The organism is Faecalimonas nexilis (assembly GCF_059731825.1).
In genome coordinates, this window is record NZ_AP029189.1 from 2,617,397 (window position 1) to 2,636,223 (window position 18,827).

At 41.1% G+C, this 18,827-nt stretch carries 17 protein-coding genes; all 17 read right to left on the reverse strand.

The window, feature by feature from the left end; all coding sequences use genetic code 11:
• Nucleotides 1–108: 108 nt before the first annotated feature.
• Nucleotides 109–726 carry a manganese catalase family protein gene (locus AC6I5B_RS13160; protein WP_004611123.1) on the reverse strand — a complete coding sequence of 206 codons (618 nt, stop codon included), beginning with the start codon at nucleotides 724–726 and terminating at the stop codon, nucleotides 109–111.
• A gap of 3 nt (nucleotides 727–729) precedes the next feature.
• Complete coding sequence (locus AC6I5B_RS13165; protein ID WP_004611124.1) at nucleotides 730–999, reverse strand: spore coat protein CotJB; 270 nt, start codon at nucleotides 997–999, stop codon at nucleotides 730–732.
• Nucleotides 996–1,217, reverse strand: coding sequence for a spore coat associated protein CotJA (locus AC6I5B_RS13170; protein WP_004611125.1), 222 nt, complete (start codon nucleotides 1,215–1,217; stop codon nucleotides 996–998). The genes AC6I5B_RS13165 and AC6I5B_RS13170 overlap by 4 nt, the downstream gene beginning before the upstream one ends.
• A 64-nt stretch (nucleotides 1,218–1,281) precedes the next feature.
• Nucleotides 1,282–1,956 (reverse strand): hypothetical protein, encoded by a 675-nt coding sequence (locus tag AC6I5B_RS13175; protein ID WP_004611126.1) that lies wholly within the window; start codon nucleotides 1,954–1,956, stop codon nucleotides 1,282–1,284.
• A 12-nt stretch (nucleotides 1,957–1,968) separates the two neighbouring features.
• Nucleotides 1,969–3,714: a DUF3114 domain-containing protein gene (locus AC6I5B_RS13180; RefSeq protein WP_159431691.1), complete on the reverse strand. Its 1,746-nt coding sequence runs from the start codon at nucleotides 3,712–3,714 to the stop codon at nucleotides 1,969–1,971.
• A gap of 65 nt (nucleotides 3,715–3,779) precedes the next feature.
• On the reverse strand, nucleotides 3,780–3,977 hold the full coding sequence (locus tag AC6I5B_RS13185) for a metal-binding protein (protein WP_004611128.1): 198 nt from the start codon (nucleotides 3,975–3,977) through the stop codon (nucleotides 3,780–3,782).
• A gap of 13 nt (nucleotides 3,978–3,990) precedes the next feature.
• Nucleotides 3,991–4,290, reverse strand: coding sequence for a metal-sensing transcriptional repressor (locus AC6I5B_RS13190; RefSeq protein WP_022251226.1), 300 nt, complete (start codon nucleotides 4,288–4,290; stop codon nucleotides 3,991–3,993).
• 11 nt (nucleotides 4,291–4,301) lie between these two features.
• Complete coding sequence (locus AC6I5B_RS13195) at nucleotides 4,302–6,545, reverse strand: heavy metal translocating P-type ATPase (RefSeq protein WP_497773391.1); 2,244 nt, start codon at nucleotides 6,543–6,545, stop codon at nucleotides 4,302–4,304.
• 180 nt (nucleotides 6,546–6,725) lie between these two features.
• A complete protein-coding gene (gene glyA, locus AC6I5B_RS13200) occupies nucleotides 6,726–7,961 on the reverse strand; it encodes a serine hydroxymethyltransferase (protein WP_022251228.1) in 1,236 nt (411 codons plus the stop codon).
• Nucleotides 7,962–8,102: 141 nt separating this feature from the next.
• Complete coding sequence (locus tag AC6I5B_RS13205) at nucleotides 8,103–9,611, reverse strand: S1C family serine protease (RefSeq protein ID WP_330673610.1); 1,509 nt, start codon at nucleotides 9,609–9,611, stop codon at nucleotides 8,103–8,105.
• Nucleotides 9,612–9,702: 91 nt separating this feature from the next.
• Nucleotides 9,703–11,529 carry a glutamine--fructose-6-phosphate transaminase (isomerizing) gene (gene glmS, locus AC6I5B_RS13210; RefSeq protein ID WP_022251230.1) on the reverse strand — a complete coding sequence of 609 codons (1,827 nt, stop codon included), beginning with the start codon at nucleotides 11,527–11,529 and terminating at the stop codon, nucleotides 9,703–9,705.
• 130 nt (nucleotides 11,530–11,659) lie between these two features.
• Nucleotides 11,660–13,210 (reverse strand): cohesin domain-containing protein, encoded by a 1,551-nt coding sequence (locus AC6I5B_RS13215; RefSeq protein WP_044986503.1) that lies wholly within the window; start codon nucleotides 13,208–13,210, stop codon nucleotides 11,660–11,662.
• 105 nt (nucleotides 13,211–13,315) lie between these two features.
• Nucleotides 13,316–14,386, reverse strand: coding sequence for an LCP family protein (locus AC6I5B_RS13220; protein WP_022251232.1), 1,071 nt, complete (start codon nucleotides 14,384–14,386; stop codon nucleotides 13,316–13,318).
• 56 nt (nucleotides 14,387–14,442) lie between these two features.
• The gene (locus tag AC6I5B_RS13225) at nucleotides 14,443–15,837 is read right to left on the reverse strand and encodes an LCP family protein (RefSeq protein ID WP_004611136.1); all 1,395 of its coding nucleotides are present in this window, start codon (nucleotides 15,835–15,837) and stop codon (nucleotides 14,443–14,445) included.
• Nucleotides 15,838–15,866: 29 nt separating this feature from the next.
• The gene (locus AC6I5B_RS13230; RefSeq protein WP_004611137.1) at nucleotides 15,867–17,486 is read right to left on the reverse strand and encodes a DUF6020 family protein; all 1,620 of its coding nucleotides are present in this window, start codon (nucleotides 17,484–17,486) and stop codon (nucleotides 15,867–15,869) included.
• Nucleotides 17,487–17,493: 7 nt separating this feature from the next.
• Nucleotides 17,494–17,886 carry a GtrA family protein gene (locus AC6I5B_RS13235; protein WP_004611138.1) on the reverse strand — a complete coding sequence of 131 codons (393 nt, stop codon included), beginning with the start codon at nucleotides 17,884–17,886 and terminating at the stop codon, nucleotides 17,494–17,496.
• Nucleotides 17,887–17,904: 18 nt separating this feature from the next.
• Nucleotides 17,905–18,819, reverse strand: coding sequence for a glycosyltransferase family 2 protein (locus AC6I5B_RS13240; RefSeq protein ID WP_004611139.1), 915 nt, complete (start codon nucleotides 18,817–18,819; stop codon nucleotides 17,905–17,907).
• Nucleotides 18,820–18,827: the final 8 nt, after the last annotated feature.

Genomic DNA, 18,827 nt, shown 5'->3' on the forward strand with positions numbered 1-18,827 from the left:
CAGCGCCGGTGCCGCAACTGCCACACCGACGTTACTTTAACATTATACCCACATCTTTTCATAAAAACAACTTGTTTTTTCCTGTTAAACTTTCCTTGTACACTCTGTCTACTTACAATTACAGTTCCCTCTCATATCAAATTCCGGATTGATCGCATAGAAATTCTTACTGTCCAAATCATCCTGCACGATTCTAAGACTTTCACCAAATCTTTGGTAATGCACGATTTCACGCTCTCGCAGGAAACGAATCGGATCACACACTTCCGGATCTTTTACGAGACGTAAAATATTGTCATACGTCGTTCTCGCCTTCTGCTCTGCTGCCATATCCTCATGTAGATCCGTAATTGGATCTCCTTTTGACTGAAAATATGTCGCCGTCCACGGTGCTCCGCTTGCCGCCTGTGGCCAAAGCGCAAGGGTGTGGTCTACATAATATTTGTCAAAGCCATATTTTTCAACCTCTTCTACTGAAAGATTTCTGGTGAGCTGGTGGACAATGGCACAAATCATCTCCATGTGGGCCAGCTCTTCCGTGCCGATGTCCGTTAAAATTCCGGTCACTTCTTTATACGGCATCGTATAACGCTGCGACAAATATCTCATAGAAGCAGCCAGTTCGCCGTCAGGTCCTCCGAATTGCGTAATAATTACCTGAGCAATCTTTGGATTTGTCTGCGTAATTTTTACCGGATACTGCAATCGTTTCTCATAATTCCACATCGATTAACATCCCCCTTCCTGCCATGGCCATGGCTCGTTGATCCAGTTCCATCTGTCTGCGCAGGATTCCGCCGCCGTGTCAATCGTAAGCGGTCCGTAGTATTTCGCATACTCTTTTAACGCCTCATTTCGCATCCTGCTGTATTCCTGAAAATACGCAAGCGCATTCTGGTCACATGGATGGGTATCCAAAAACAATTTCACATCATCTACCGCAAAACTTACTACATTGATCCATTGCAGTAAATCTTTTCTACAAGGTTTTGCCATCATCTCTGACACCCTCCCATCCCTCGAAATGGTTTATTCAATTCCTCGAAAATCGTTCCACAGGAGAACCCTTTTTCTGCATCATAAAGCTTTCTCCACATCTGCCATGGCACATATGCCATCGCCAGAGGCATTCCCTCTAATGCATCATTTTTTTCGCAGCACGGAGCCATTTGTCTGTTCGCCCGGTATTGCATGATATTATCGCGATAATTTTGCATACATATTTTTCCCTTTCTTGAATACTTATAGTATATTGTATGTATGCTTCTGAAATTGGTTCTTCTATTCTTCGTTGATTTCTTTCTTCACTTTCTTGATTGTCCTGTCAAACTTCCCCTGTCCTGTCTCATATGAAAACTTTTGCACATAGTCCTCACTTTCAATTGTTCCTTTTTTTAATTCATCTTCATCAATATCCTGCAGTTGGAAATTTTTTTGTACCGGTCTGCATTGTTTGTCAAATGTAATTTCTACCCCCGTCAATTCATAATGGTCTTTCATGATGATTCCGGTGAGCATCCGTAATTCTTCTTCGAATAATTCGAGTTTTTTATTTTCTGTTACCTGAATCACATATTCTTCCTTTTGTACCTGGGCGGCCGTCAGATTCAGATTCTGAATAGACTCAAAATAAGCATCCATATAAAGCTCCGGTGTGATTTCCGAATCTGTCTCAAAGATTTCTCCACCTTCCCCTTCTCCATAATATATCCCGGCTTCTTTTTTTTCACGGTACTCTGCTCTTCCCCACTCAGCACCTTTTGGCACGACCGCCTTGTCCTCCTCCGTAGAAAATTTCACCTCACTTTGATGATATTCCTCCCCCAGCTGAACATCTACGTATGGCTGCTGTTTTAAAATATCATTGATTTTTTCCGCACCATCTACCTCTTTTGCACATGCAGTCAAAAAAAGACAGCCTGCAATCCCAAATAGCACTTTATTTCTTTTTCTCATCCTTTTTCTCCTCTATTTTAAATAATCACTTGGTTTCCTGTATTTTTCCCGGTAAATTTTCTTTTCTGGACTTTTCCATGTTTTTTTCAACAGTTTCTTCAAATCATTTTCCAAATAAAGCTTTTTCTCCTTAGCCGGCGATGCCGGCAGTACATCAAGCATCTGATGTGCCTCCACATAGTCCGCCGGCGCATAATTGAAAGATTCCGTATCCACCACCTTTTTTTGGGAGCTTTCTTTCTCTTTTTTATAGGAAGAATCTTTGCTCATCACAGTCTGTGTATCTTTCGTTTTCAGCACGTCCCACTCTGTCACAAATTCTCCCGTCTCCACATTGATGATAAACTCTGACAGCCTGTTCGGCGTCAGAATTTTATCGTACTTTTGTCCGTCAAATGCACTGTCTTTTTGAATTTTATTGTGATGTCTGGAGGGTTCTCCATAATACAAAGAGAACTCAAACTCCGCCGCATAATTTTTCAATTTCTCATAGTCCGTCTTCCCGTCAAAGTTATTGCGCACATATTCTATATTATGTTTATCTATATACATACGGAATTGGTGAATCATCGTATCATCCAACCGCTTATACGTTTTATTTTTCTTCTGATAAGCATCTCGGACACATTGGGCATAATCCTCCAGAAAAACAGAATGTGGTTCCATACTCAGATAAAATTCATCTCCGTCTTTCAATTGTAACATCCCGTTCTCATCCAAATATCCACCCATCTGCTCTATGACAAGCAACGCTTTCTTCTTTGCTTTAAGCTCACTGGACTCAAACATATAGGTATAGACATCTGAGCCGACCAAATGTGCCGATTTGTACACTCTGTCCAACTGCTCCAGATACTCCTCTTGTGTAATCTGTTCCCCTTCATATCCCTTGGCAAACTGTCCGAACTTATTATCGACCGCCTCCAGATACGCAAACACAGCTCTTTTGTCCCACCCCGCACGGTCCGTCAACTCTTCCGTCTGCGCCTGTAGAACAAGCAGAAAATGCTCATCTGTCACTTTGACCACATTTGACAGTTCATCAATATAGTCAATTACTTCAACTTCCTCAAACGGTTTGATCTGTGCAATTTCGTCTTCCACATCAGAAAAAGCATTCTCTACAACTTCTCTTGTTGTATATTCAAACTTCTGATTCAGCTGCTGCTCTAAATAGGTAATCCGATCCTGCTGCGCCACATCCGATGTGATGTGAAACCGTATCTCAATCGGGCGGCATGCCTCATCGAACAAAATATCGATTTGTGAAATCGTAAACATCTCATTGTCAATCACACCCACAAAAGATAACGGAACAAGGAAGTTTTCAATCTGTTCCTGCTTAGTTACTTCAATCTGATAATTCTGTTCCTGTATTTCACTCATCTTTAGCCCTAATTCTTTCACCGGATCATAAAAAAATGAAATATCCAGTTCCGGAAACAAATCCCGATAGTCCTTATGCTCATCTTTTCCTCGATATTTCCCATAAAACACAGTCGCTTTTTGCCCATTTCTTACAATCGTCTTATGTTCACCGTCATTTGGATATACAACTGTCTTCTCTCCATCTACATCATACAAAATGGTTTTGCCAAGATACCCTCCTCCGAGTATCGCTTTTACATACGTACTGTCATCCAAAATATCCTTCAGGAACAGGTCTTCGGATTCTGTTGCACTCACACGCAAATTTCCTGCCACAATAAATACTCCCAGTACAAGAAATGCCACTGCTATTTTCCATTTTTCTTTCATACAATCCCCCATATTTGCAAAAGACAAGTACCAGCTTCTTCCTGATACTTGTCCTTTGTACATCCCTATTTCTGAACGATTCCCTCGAATCCCAAATCATCTAAAATCTCCAGCGCTTTTTTCACACAACTGTCGCATCCATCAATGGAAACTGTCTTGTCTGCAAGGCTTACCTGAAAATCAAGTCCTGCATCTGTCATCGCCTTCGTGATTCGTTCTACACATTTTTCACAGTGCATATCTTCTGCTTTAATGATTGTCATACTAATTCCTCCACTATTTCATTAATTTTTGTATTACCTCACACAGTTCATCTACCGCTTCATCTTTTCCGTCTCGTATGTCTTCTACTACACACGAATGAATATGACTTGCCAACAACTTTTTATTGAAACTGTTCAGTGCGGATTGAACTGCTGATACCTGATTTAAAATCTCAACGCAATAGCGTTCTTCCTCCACCATGTTCTTAATCCCTCTGACCTGACCTTCGATTCGATTCAGGCGAGTTATCAAGTCTTTCTTCTCTTTTTCTGAACGATGTTTTGTTCTTTCACAGCATTTGTTTTCTTCCATGTTCATTCTCCCTAGTCCAACTTTGTCGTCTTAAGTCTCAAAGCATTTCCAACTACACAGACTGAGCTAAGAGACATCGCCAACCCTGCAAAGATCGGATTCAACAGCGTTCCGTTGATTGCATATAACGCTCCGGCTGCCAGCGGAAGACCGCATGCATTATAGAAAAATGCCCAAAACAGATTCTGTTTAATATTGCGGATCGTTGCCTTGCTCAACCGAATTGCTTTATATACATCCTGCAGATTTGACTTCATCAATACAATATCACTGGAATCCAATGCGATATCACTTCCGCTTCCGATTGCAACTCCGACATCTGCCTGTACAAGCGCCGGTGCATCATTGATTCCATCTCCTACCATCATAACACATTTTCCTTCTTTTTGCAGTACTTCTACAACAGATGCTTTATCATTTGGCAGCACTTCTGCAATCACATGATCTACCCCCACTGTTTCTCCTATATATTCTGCTGTCAGACGGTTATCTCCTGTCAGCATGTGTAACTCAATCCCCAGTTCTTTGATTTTTTGAATTGCCGCTTTACTCGTCTCTTTGACAGTATCTGCGACACTCACAATCCCGATTACTTTACCGCCTGAAGCTACAAACATCGGTGTCTGTCCTTTTCCCGCAATCTGAAGCGCCTCCTCCTCATATTCGGAAAAATCGATCTTCTGTTCCACGCAAAGCTTTTTGTTTCCTATATAATAAGTCTTTCCGGCAATGATTGCTTCAATTCCCTGACCGGTAATACTTTGGAACTCAACCACTTTTTCTAATTCTATTCCACGATCTTTTGCACCATTTACAATCGCGGCTCCAAGCGGATGCTCTGACACTTGTTCACAGGACGCTGCAATCTGAAGCAATTTTTCCTCACTTTCGCTGTGGCTTATCACTTGCATAACAGTCGGTTTTCCCTCTGTGATCGTTCCCGTCTTATCCAATACAACCGCGTCAACTTTATGGCTGATCTCCAGTGCCTCCCCACTCTTAATCAAAATACCGTGGTTTGCCCCAAGTCCGGTTCCTACCATGATCGCTGTCGGAGTTGCAAGTCCAAGCGCACACGGGCATGCAATGACGAGCACAGATACAAAAATTGTCAGCACAAAGGTAATATCATGTCCAAGTAGCATCCAAATGATACTTGCCACAACTGCAATCGTCATAACAGTCGGAACAAAATAGCCTGCCACAGTATCTGCCAATTTTGAAATCGGAGCCTTCTTTCCCTGTGCGTCTTCCATCATCTTCACAATTTTTGCAAGTGTCGTGTCTGCGCCAATATGAGTTACTTTTACAGTGATCGCACCTTGATAGTTTACGCTTCCTCCGATTACTTCATCTTCTTTTTCTTTCTCTACCGGGATACTCTCACCTGTGAGCATCGATTCATCCACACTGGTACTTCCTTCCACCACAATTCCATCCAGCGGAATACGACTCCCCGGCTTAATCAAGATCAGTTCGCCAAGCGCGACAGATTCCACTGGTACCTCTTTCTGTTCTCCGTCTCGTATCACAACTGCCGTATCCGGCGCTAGCTCCATCAGCTTGCGAATTGCCTCTGACGTCTTTCCTTTGCTTCGTCCTTCCATATACTTTCCTACCATGACAAGCGTAACAACGATTGCCGCAGATTCATAGTACAGATTGTGTACTGCATTTTCATTGCCCGGAATAGAAATCGTCATAACTAAGCTGTACAAAAAGGCACTTCCTGTTCCGATTGCAACAAGGGAATCCATATTCGGATGTCCGCGGAACAAACTTTTAAATCCTACCAGATAGAATTTTTTTCCATTATATAAGATAATCGTTGTCAAAATCAGCTGTGCCAAGGCAAAATTCAGCGGATTATGGTGCATGTCCAAAATGTTCGGCAAAGGCATCGGGAAGGGAACCATATGCCCCATGGAAATGTAAAGCAACGGAATTGCCAGCAGTACATTCGTGACCAATCTATGCTTTGTCTTTTTGATGTCCTGCTCTAAAGCTTCCTCCTCTTTCACTTTTTCTTCTTTGTTCTTCTCCACATGCAGTTCTGCCCCAAAACCTGCACGTTCCACCTTTGTCACTACATCATTTTGTGTAATCTTTGTCTCATCATACGTGATCGTCAAAATTCCCGTTGTCAAATTCACATTGCTCTCCGAGACACCCTCAAGCTTTCTTGTGACACGCTCCACCGCACTGCTGCATGCCGCACATGTCATTCCTGATATATTATATTTTTCTGTAACCATAACATTCACTCCTCTCAACATACATATAGGGGGTATATGTATATATTATTCTATCTATCACAATCTGTCAAGGGATATTTTGAAGCAAATGTGATTCTTACAGAACATTTGTTATGTAAATAGGACTCAATTTCCATGCATACAACAAAAAGCCCTGGATCTCCAAGGCTTTTCTCTCATCTAAGACAACGAATATTTTTCTGTTAATTCCGCCACCATTACTTTTACTTTTTCAATATTTTCTTCACTTTCCATCACAAGTGCGATTGCCTCTGCAATCTTGTCCATATCTGTTTCGACCATACCTCTTGTCGTAACTGCAGGAGTTCCAAGTCGAACACCGCTCGTCACAAACGGTGATCTTGGATCGTTTGGAATCGTATTTTTATTACATGTAATATGTGCACGGTCCAAACGTTTTTCCAATTCTTTTCCGCTTAAATCTGTTCCGCTTAAATCAACAAGCATCAGATGATTATCCGTTCCACCTGAGACAATTTTCACTCCACGTCTCATTAATCCGTCACAGAGCGCCTTTGCATTTTTTACGATTTGCCCCTGATACACCTTAAATTCCGGCTGCAATGCTTCTTTAAAGGATACCGCTTTTCCAGCGATCACATGCATGAGCGGTCCTCCCTGAATTCCCGGGAACACGGCTTTGTTAAAGTTAAATTTATCTGCTGCCTCCTGATTACATAAAATCATTCCTCCACGAGGGCCTCTGAGCGTCTTATGAGTAGTGGTCGTAACCACATCTGCATACGGAATTGGCGATGGGTGCAGTCCGGCAGCCACAAGTCCTGCAATGTGTGCCATATCCACCATAAGATACGCTCCTACTTCATCTGCAATCTCCCGGAATTTTTTAAAGTCGATAGTTCTTGCATATGCGCTTGCACCTGCCACAATTAATTTCGGCTGTTCTCTCAATGCAATCTGTCTCACATCTTCATAGTCAATGAATCCTTCATCATTCACCCCGTAAAACACAACATCAAAATATTTTCCGGACATGTTAACCGGTGATCCATGTGTCAGATGACCGCCATGATCCAAATTCATGCCAAGTACTTTATCTCCCGGCATCAGCATTGCAAAAAATACCGCCATGTTTGCCTGCGCTCCTGAATGAGGCTGTACATTCGCATAATCACATCCAAATAATTTTTTTGCACGTTCTATTGCAAGATTCTCAACAACATCTACACACTCACAACCACCATAATAACGCTTAGCCGGATACCCTTCTGCATATTTATTCGTCAAAGGGCTTCCCATCGCTGCCATCACCGCATGACTCACCCAGTTTTCTGATGCAATCAGCTCAATATGAGAATTCTGTCTTTCCATCTCTTTCGTTATCGCTTCTGCTATTTCAGCGTCTGCTGTTTTTAATTCATCAAATTCGTACATTTTCAGATACCTCCTCACCATTTTTCGAACTAATTTTAGAATAGCATATGTTTTTTGATTTTTCAACCGGGTCTGAACAGTCAAAAAAATACATGGAAATAAATTTTGCATTTATTCCATGTATCTTTTAGTCCGATTATCTTACTTAGCTGCCTCACCAAGTGTTACCTGTACAGTCTGTTCTTTATATTCACCATTCTTTTCCGGTACCTGAACAGTTACATCTACAGTCTCGCCTGCTTTGTAGTATTCCAGCTGAGATTTCAAAGTATCCATACTATCAATCTTTGTTCCGTCAAACTCTGTGATAATACTTCCTTTTGTGAGACCAGCTTTTTCAGCTCCGCCGTCTTTTGTTACGTCGGAAATAAACACACCTTCCGGCATATTGTACACCTGAGCACTCTGTGAGTCCACATCTGTACCGCTGATACCAAGCGCTCCTCGCTCTGACTCATCTACTTTGGTTCTTGTCTGACGATTCATCAAATCATTGATAACATCTGTCACATCTGAAATCGGAATCGCATATCCCATACCTTCTACTGCATCTGCATTTACTTTTACTGTATTGATACCAATTACTTCACCTTTGGCATTCAAAAGTGCTCCACCGCTATTACCAGGATTGATTGCTGCATTGGTCTGAATTAAAGTTGTCTCAAAACCATCTACAGTTCTGTCCTTTGCACTGATAATTCCGTTTGTTACAGACTGACCATATCCAAGAGCATTTCCAATTGCAATTGCCGGCTCACCTACACGAATTGCATCAGAATCTCCAAGTGTCGCTGTCTTAATCTCTTTCATAGTAGAGTCTTTAATCTGATCTAACTGAACGGCTACAACTGCAAGGTCAATGTTGGAATTTGTTCCTTTTACCTGTGCTTCAACGCTCTCTTCATCTACAAAAGTAACTGTCAGTGTACTGCTTCCTTCTACTACGTGGTTATTTGTCACAATCAATAACTCTGAATCATTCTGTCCGATAATAATTCCAGATCCGCTGCTCTGGCTTTCATATTCACGAACACCGCCAAAGAAATCCTGTACCTGCTGTACACTTAAATTTGTAATTGATACAACTGACGGCATTACATTTTCCACCATATCCGCAAGATCGGAATCTACATCTGAACTCGTATTCGTCGATACTTTTGTGGAATTCACCTTCTGTCCGGATGATGCGACCGTAGTTTTATTTCCAACCACTTTATTGATCACAAGATTACTTGCCTGAAATGCTGCGCTTGCCAACAAACCAAATACAAGTGCCATGCAGATGCATGTTGCCCACTTCACACCAATATGAATCGGCTTTCTCTCTTTTTCCTTTCTCATATGGCGACGCGGCTGCTTCTTTGACTCCTCATCTGGCTGTTCATATGTCGGCGCACCATATGTCTGAGAATCGTATGACTGAGAATCATACGACTGAGAATCATACGACTGAAAATCACGTGTCTGGGACTCTTGTGTGGAAGATTCATATACCGGCGGTTTTTCATAGTATGATGTATTCTCCTGCTCTGTTCTTTGTTCCGTCTGTGCAGCTTCCTCTATTATCCCATCTTCCGGTACCGGCGGTTCTATTCTTGCCGGTTCCTCTCTTTTTTCTTCATTATTTCCGTAATTATATTCATTATCCATTGTCAAGACTCCTTTCATTTCCTTTGATGATAGTAGTCTAACAATAATTTGTGATAAAACTGTGTTTTATTTGCAAAAAAACTTTGAAAAACTATTCTACAGTTACTGATTTTGCTAAGTTTCTCGGCTTATCCACATCGCATCCTCTTCCGACAGATACATAGTATCCAAACAGTTGAAGTGGAATGATTGCCAATGAATTTGCAAAATATCTGTTTGTCTCCGGAATATAGATGACATAATCTGCTACTCTCTCCACATCGGTATTTCCTTCGTTTGTCACTGCCATAACGAACGCCCCACGTGTACGCACTTCTTCCATATTGCTGATCATCTTTTTATACAAATCTTCCTGAGTAAGCACCGCTGCAACCAATGTCCCTTCTTCAATCAGAGAAATAGTTCCATGCTTCAGCTCTCCCGCTGCATATGCCTCTGAATGAATATAAGATATCTCTTTTAATTTCAGAGAACCTTCCATGGAAATAGCATAGTCAATTCCTCTTCCGATAAAGAATACATCTTTTGCAGCCAGATAGCGGTTTGCAAACTTCTGAATTTTATTTTTATTATTCAACAGCAATTCTACCTGTTCCGGAAGCTTCTGCAGGTCTTCCAGCATCTCTTTCAAGCCTGCGTCATCCAAAGTACCTCTTGCATGCGCAAATTTCATTGCGAGCAAATACAATGCAATCAACTGAGAAGAATATGCCTTCGTCGTAGCTACCGCAATCTCCGGACCTGCCCATGTATACATCACATTGTCCGCCTCTCTTGCAATTGAACTTCCGACAACATTGACAATTCCAAGCACTTTTGCTCCCCTTGCCTGCGCCTCTCTCAGCGCTGCCAGAGAATCTGCTGTCTCTCCTGACTGACTAACTACGATGACAAGTGTCCCTTCTTCTAAAATCGGGTTGCGATAACGGAATTCAGACGCCAAGTCCACTTCCACAGGAATTCTTGCCAGTCCTTCAAAAATATATTTGCTTGTCATTCCTGTATGATTCGCAGAACCACATGCAACAATCATAATCTTTTTAATCGCACGGATCTCGTCATCGCTCATCTTTAATTCTTCAATCACAATGTCGTCGCCTTTGATTCTCGGCGAAAATGTATCCAGAATCGCTTTCGGCTGTTCGTACATCTCCTTCAGCATGAAATGTTCAAATCCACCTTTTTCTGCGGCATTGATGTCCCAGTCAATTCTTGTGGATTCTTTTTCGATCGGCTCTTCATCCACTGTGAAAAATTCCATTGTAGAGTCTGTCATACGGACAATCTCCTCATTTTCAATGAAATATACATCTCTTGTATACTTCAATACTGCCGGAACATCTGATGCAATGATATTTCCATTCTCTGTATGTCCCACAATCAATGGGCTGTCCTTGCGGACTGCATACAATTCTTCCGGATGATCTTTGAAGATTATTCCAAGAGCATAGGAGCCTTCCATACGATGCATAATCTTTGTGATTGCCTCCAACGGATTGCCTTTGTAATAATAATCAAGTAAATGAGCAATAACCTCTGTGTCCGTCTCAGAGATAAACTCGTACCCTTTTTTCTCCAGTTTCTTTTTTAGTTTCAGATAATTTTCGATAATTCCATTGTGAACAACAACAATAGATTCCTCTTTGTTGAAATGCGGATGTGCATTGACATCCGATGGTGATCCATGTGTTGCCCATCTTGTATGACCGATTCCGACTGTTCCCGGAAGTGTTGCACCATCGTGAGATAATTCACTTAGCACTTTCAGTCTTCCCTTTGATTTTAATGTTGCTACCTTTGTTCCATCATATACGGCAATCCCCGCTGAATCATATCCACGATATTCCAATTTTGCCAATCCATCTAACAAAATAGGGGCTGCCTGTTCATTTCCAATGTATCCTACGATTCCACACATAATTTTTACCTCCACTTTTGTACAAATCACCATTTTTTTTGCACTATGTGGTTTATTGTAGCAAACCTGAACTGATTTGTAAAGAAAAAAAGAGGATACTTAGTTATCCCAAGTTCCTCTTTTCGCTTCCTTAATCGTCTAAATCAATAAAATCAAGGTCAAAATCTTCATAAGATTGTTTCTTTTCTTTCGCCGATGCTGTTCTCTCATCATTCAAACGATCAGCGCCAAAGTCGGTGTCTGAAAAGTCATCGTCACCAAAGTCATCATCATCAAAATCATCGTCGTCGAAGTCGTCCCCGAAATCATCATCAAAATCGTCATCATCGAAATCATCTCCGAAATCGTCTTCGCCTACAAAGTCATCTTCAAACTCATCTTCATCTGCAAAAGTATCTTTCTCCTGAACATCTGCCTCTGCAACCTGTTTTTCCTCTAAATATGTCTCTTCAGGATTGGCATCTTCTGCAGTTGCTTCCTGATTTGCAGTCTCATTCTCAGACTCCTCATCCGTCTCGATCATTTCAATATCTTCATCATCTTCTAAATCAATTCCATATTCATCATACAGCTCATCTAATTCCGCATTTCTGTTGTGGAGTTTCACTGCTAATACAATTAAAATCACAATCAAAATGACAAACAGTACTGCTGCACCTAATATCACATAATTTAAATAGTTCTCAATAGATGAAATAAATTTCCCTAAAAATGAGTCTGCTTTTTCCTCTGTCTCTACCGTCGGAGCATCAAATCTCTGATATGTTCCATCTACAGAATCATATTGATATAATGATTTTTCGCCCTGGTTATTCATGGCATACAGAATGTAATAATCGCTCTCTTCTGCATTTCTCCAGGCAGGAAATGTCTGATCGTTCAATGTAATCTCAGTCTCCTGATATTCCTTTGGAAGTTTGATATCTCCTCGTTCTGAAAGAAGCATAATCGCCGCTGTGTCAGAAATATTAATCTGTTCAAACGGAACAAATGTCGATGTGTCATTGTCATACAAGAAAAACTTTCCATTGTTGTCCGCATCTACCAAATATGCTAAATATACATCTGCTGTCTGCTGCTTTACTACTTTGCGCTGTGCTCCTTCATATTCCATAGTTGCCTCTGCAAACCCTAATGGAATCTCCGCCTCTGAAAATGATTCAGAAAGTGTATATTCTGTTCCGTTCACAGTTACTTTCACATCAGTTGTTGAGCCTTCTGTTGTATCTGTCGGTGTTGTGCCATCTCCTGCTGCAATTGTAACCGCAGATGAACCTTCAGTACAGTTCAAAGTCTCATCTGAGTAAAGCCATGCTTTATAACTGCTGACTTCAATCTTTGCAGTTCCTTCTTTCAATACATCAAACTGCATGTTAAATCTTAATTCAGTCTCGCTTCCTGTTCCTTTGCCGGAATAGACTAACTGTCCACTTCCGGATTCCGTGACATTATCACCACTTTTGAATTTTAAATATTCTGTATTGTAAGTCAGATTCAAGTCTGCATCACCGATTGCCGCTCCCGCTCTGACTACTCCGGTAACTTCTACCGTCTCTCCTACTTTTGTGGATGGATCACTGAATACAATCTGTCCATCTGCTGCATATGTCAGCATTCCAAAGCATGGTACTATCAGACATACCGACAATATAAATGTGGCTATTTTTTTCATTACTTTCATGCGTTCTTCCTCTTTCTTTCGTTTCGTAACAATTATTGCATGCCAGTTTCTGACATTCTTCATACATATTACACTGTTTTCATCAAATTGTCTAGTTATTTGACATTATTCCTGATTTTCCGTATCTTGTGCGCTCTCCGTATAATCAGCCCTTGTATATCCTGTGAGTGTCTCGATTTCACTCGCAATCTCTTTCACTTTTTCAGACACTGTATACTCGTCCTTCGGGTACAAAAACTCATGCAGTTCCTGAACATTCTCTGCAAGTCCAAGCGGTATAACCGAACTTCCGACACCATCCACATTGCCATCTGTCAGCTCAAATGGAAATCCCTTCGCCTCGCCAAGCTGATACTGAGTCGCATCCGCTGCCAATCCAATCAAATTTTTCAGCGAAAAGCTTGTCGACACCTGTGGAAAGACTTCATCAATAATCTTATTGATTGTTCCAAGCTTTGTATGCAGCACTTTGTCAAAGATTTTTTCCAAAACCAGCCTCTGCCGCTCCGTTCTCGTATAGTCTCCGCCTGCCGTGGAGCGAATTCTTGCATAGGTAACCGCCTGACTTCCGTCAAGGAGCTGATTACCGGAATGCTCAATGAACTTCGCTTCTTTACCAGCCACCTGCGCTGTCTCTTCCAAAAACTCATTCATGTACTGGACTTCCTCTTCCTTAATGTCAACCTCGATTCCGCCAAGCAGATCAACCGTATCCGCCAACGCTTTAAAGTCAACTGTTACATAATTTTGAATATCCAAATCCAGATTTTTATTCAGCATATTGATAGCATCCTGCGGACCGCCTGTAAAATATGCATTGTTGGCCTTTTTGATTTCTCCATTCATCTGCTCCGTCAACGTATCACGATAGACAGACACCATCTTTACTTCCTTCGTCTGATTATCAATTGTTGCTACAATGATGCAGTCCGCATGTGTTCCCTCTTCCAGCTGTCCTTCTCTGGAATCTCCTCCAAACAGCGCAACCGTTGTATATCCTTCCTGATTTGCTCCCTCATTCACTTTGATGTCTCCCTCATCAAATGATGTGACCTGAAACTTATCATACTTTAAAATCACATAGCCCACTGCCAGTAATACTGCAAGAATCACAATCTCTGCCAGCAAAAAAAGAACTCTCTTTTTTCTCCTCGATTTTTTTCTCTTCTTTTTCATCAAACCAATTCCCTTCTTAATATTTATCATCCCCTATTGAAATAAGCATCCCCAGCCTATCTATGTTTCTCTTTGGGAATGCTTATACTCTCAATATCCGTTGGCGGATCTGTTGGCTCCGTCGGTGGATCCGTCGGCTCTGCAGGCGGATCTGTTGGTTCCGTCGGCGGGTCCGTCGGCTCTGTAGGCGGGTCCGTCGGCTCCGTCGGCGGACTTTCCGGTTCTACTGGCTGCTGCGGCTCCTGCGGAGTTACCGGTTCTTCCGGCGCGACCTGCTCGCCTGTACTTTCCTCACTGCTATCATTGCCATTGCTGTTATTATTATAACTATTATTATAATTCTGATTCTCCTGTGTCTCACCAGACGCTCCCCCTGATTGCTCTGCGCTGCTGTCTGACTGGCTTGTCCCAAGCTCTGCCTTGATCGCACTGTCAATACTCTGTACTTTTGCCGAAGGCTGATAATCAACCGTTCCATATAGGAATTCATGAAGCATTTTCACATTTGTAAGTAGATCTGTGGGAATCACAATACTTCCTTTTCCTGGAATGGTATCCGTTGTCTTTTCCATCGGAAATCCTGTTGTCTCCGCGATCTTATATTTCGCAAACGACTTTGCGTAATTTAAGATTTCCGTAATACTCAGGCTTGTCTTTATTTTCGGAAATACCTGATCGATAATTTTATTGATTGTCACCAAATCACTTTTTACGGCTTTTTCAGCAATTTTCTCAATTACTCTTCTTTGTCGCTCTGTTCTTGTGAAATCACTTCCCGCCGTAGATCGGATACGCGCATAAGTTGTAGCCTGAACTCCATCCAATGTCTGTAATCCGGCCGTCGTGATATGGTTCGCAGCCTTGCCTGCAACTGCACCTGTCTCATCAATAAACTCGTTGATATACTGAACTTCCTCTTCCTGAATCTCAATCTCAATGCCGCCAAGCAAATCTACAACATCTGAAACAGCAGTAAAATCGACGGTCACAAAATCCTGTATATCCAAATCAAGATTCATATTCAGCATATTGATTGCCTGCTCGGCACCACCATAACTGTACGCCGCATTGCATTTCTGAAGTGTTCCGTCTGAAAGATCTAAAAAACTGTCACGATACACAGACACAAGCCTGACTTCTTTTGTCTCATTGTTCAAGCTGGCAACAATCAGACAATCTGTTCTCGTTCCCTTTTCCATCTCTCCCTCTCTCGAATCCACTCCAAAAACAGCAAAATTCGTATATCCCACGCCCACATCTTCTTCCAGATCATTGACTACAATCTTTTCCTTCGGAATCACTTCTCGCTTTACCTTTCCAAGTTTTGCAGTCACATAGAATCCCGCTGATGCTGCAAGGCAAATAATAACGCCGCTGATGCACAAAGCAATCTTCTTTCCCCTGCTCAGGCGTGTGAACCAGTTAGTTAATCTCCCCTTCTTTCCTTCCATATGAGTTTCCCCTTTTCTTTTGCTCAAAATCAGTTGATATTATCATACACTAAAATCTTTTTATCAGCAAGTATGAGGTGCTTTTTACTGCATCCTATCGCAATAAAAAACGGAACTGTAACTACAACTGCATATGCATATCGGAACTCCGCAAACACCGGTGTCGCAATCATAAGTGAAGCCACGATTGCAAGCACAGGGAAAAACACTAAAATTTTCTGTTTTTTGAAAATGCTGATCCAAAACATCGCAATTGCGATCCATGTATAAATCCCAATTCCCCAAAACCATGCTATTACCGGCATCGCATAAAAGAAACCTTCCACTTTTTCCAATCCAGCCTGAAATACTGATGGTAATTTTGAATCTCTTACCATTCCAAATGTATTATCTTTAACCTCTGTCGACACAGCCCAGTATTCCACTCCGGGACACCAAAATCCTCTCGTCTGATCGATCTGTGCTTTCAGATATGTTCCTGGATATTTCATTCCAAGCTCCAGCCATAATTTCAAATACTCTTTTGCATGTTCCTTAATATAATCCTGATTTCCTTTTTCTCGCACCAACGTTTTAATCGGATCTGAGATTGTACTGTCATACTCTTTTGGCACCCGTTCCAAATCTACAACTTTACTCAATAATTCTTCCTGTTCCTGGGTCAGTTCTCCTCCATCTGTAATAACACGTGCAATGTGCTGTGCAGGAATGGATAGCGCTTCAATCGTATCCGGTTGTACCACTTTATAGTGCTCCATAACAGGCCCCTTCACAAACATTACAAGAAACACAGTCGCAATACAGATGAGTCCCGTCTGAACTCTTTTTTTCTTCATGAAAAATATAATAAACGGAATACACAGCACATATGCATAAAATCCGTTGCTTCTTAAAAGACTTATAAGAATGCCTGTTATGAAGAATAAAATCCAGTCCACTTTTGTCTGTTCATTGCACTCCATTTTCCACAAAATCACAGAAAACAAAAGGACTATTGCTCCCATAAGCACGTCTTTCCACATTGTCACAGCATAAAACGCATTGATTGGAAAAACTGCATAGAAAATCAGACAGCCAATCAGATATATTCTTCTTGTCCCTTTCTGATACAGATAATAAATGACATAGGCATAAATCAGTGCTAAGACACACATTTGAAACATCACATAAATGGCAACACCTGTATTTATGCTGTCACTGATTAGTTTTCCCAAAAAGCAGCAAAATTTAATCATCAACGTCTGAATCCATGGCTGATGATTGCTGTAACTGCTAAGTCCGATTGCCTGCTCTACCTGCCATTCTGAATCCCACGTCACTACCCCCGGATATAATGTCAAAAAATATGGCAGCCAGCATATCAGACAGATTCCAACGATTCCCCAATATAACTTTTTCGACTTTTTTCGCTCTTCTTTACTATCCATCATTTCAAAAGCTAAAATCTTATCCCAAATAATTCCCAGTAAAATATATAAAATGATACTATAAAGAATGACACGTGCTGTACAAACACAAATCAAAGATAATCCTGAAAACCCAAGCACCTCATAATTTCCTAAAACCCAAAACACCGCAAATACAATTGATAACACTATTAAAAAATTGCGTTCCTTTTTTTCCCTTTTCCACTTTACTTCAAACTTCATCTTACCCTCAACTATCCTTTTTCTCCAAAAACAGTTTTCTCGTAACAAAATTATAGACCATTACAACGATTGTAGCACCAATTTTAGATATCATATAAAAAACTCTGAATTTTTCCACCGCAAGCCACATAATCAGCTGATTGATCCCCAAACCTATGATACTAAGTACAACAAACAGCGCAAACTCTTGCTTTTTATCTCTGTTTTCTTCTACCTCAAATACCCATTTCACGCTCATGACATAATTAAAAATAACAGACACCGCAAAAGAAATCCCACTGGAAATCAAATAATTGATGTGAAATACTTCTGTCAAAAAAATCATGATACCATAATCAATGACAAACGCGCTTCCCCCTACAACACCAAACTTCATAATCTGCTTTATTAATTTTTCCATCTCTTCACTTCCTGTTTTTTATTTCATCTGATTCAGCATCAGCTCATATAATTGTCTGTGTTTCTTTACAATTACATCTAAAATAATACCGCAGACCCAAAGCAACATTCCCAAAACTGCTATCACACCGGACACAATTAAAGTTGGAAATCTCGGAACCAGTCCTGTTTGAATATAATCCACAAATACCGGGACAAACAAAATCAAGGTGATTGTCCATAGCACTGCCGCTATCAGAGAGAAAAACGCAAACGGGCGATATTCTCGAAACAACGTCGCAATTGTCTTTAACACTTTCATTCCATCAGAAAACGTATTCAGTTTCGAATCACTTCCCTCCGGTCTGTCTCTATAAACAACTGGAATTTCCTCAAGCAAGAAGTTCTTGTCCACTGCATGAATAGTCATCTCCGTTTCTATCTCGAACCCTTTTGACAATACCGGGAACGACTTTACAAACATCCTGCTGAATGCCCTGTATCCCGTCATGATATCTTTGACCTCATTTCCGAATAGCTTGTTGATAAAAAAACGCACTGTCCGGTTTCCCATATTATGAAATGGTCTCTTATTTTCTGTAAAATAGGTAGATGAGAGACGGTCGCCGATTACCATATCCACACCTTTGTTCAATACTTTGTCCACCATCTCTCTCGCGTGCTCTGCCGGATATGTATCATCTCCGTCAATCATCAGATAGCAGTCCGCATCAATCTCACGGAACATACTCCTGATGACATTTCCCTTTCCCTGACGATATTCATATCTGACTACCGCACCTGCTGCTCTTGCAATTTCATCCGTGCCATCTGTTGAATTATTGTCATACACATAAATTGTGGCCTCTGGCAATGCCTTCTTATAGTCTTCAATTACTTTTTTAATTGTGATACTTTCATTGTAACATGGTATTAATACTGCTATCTCACTCATAATTTTTC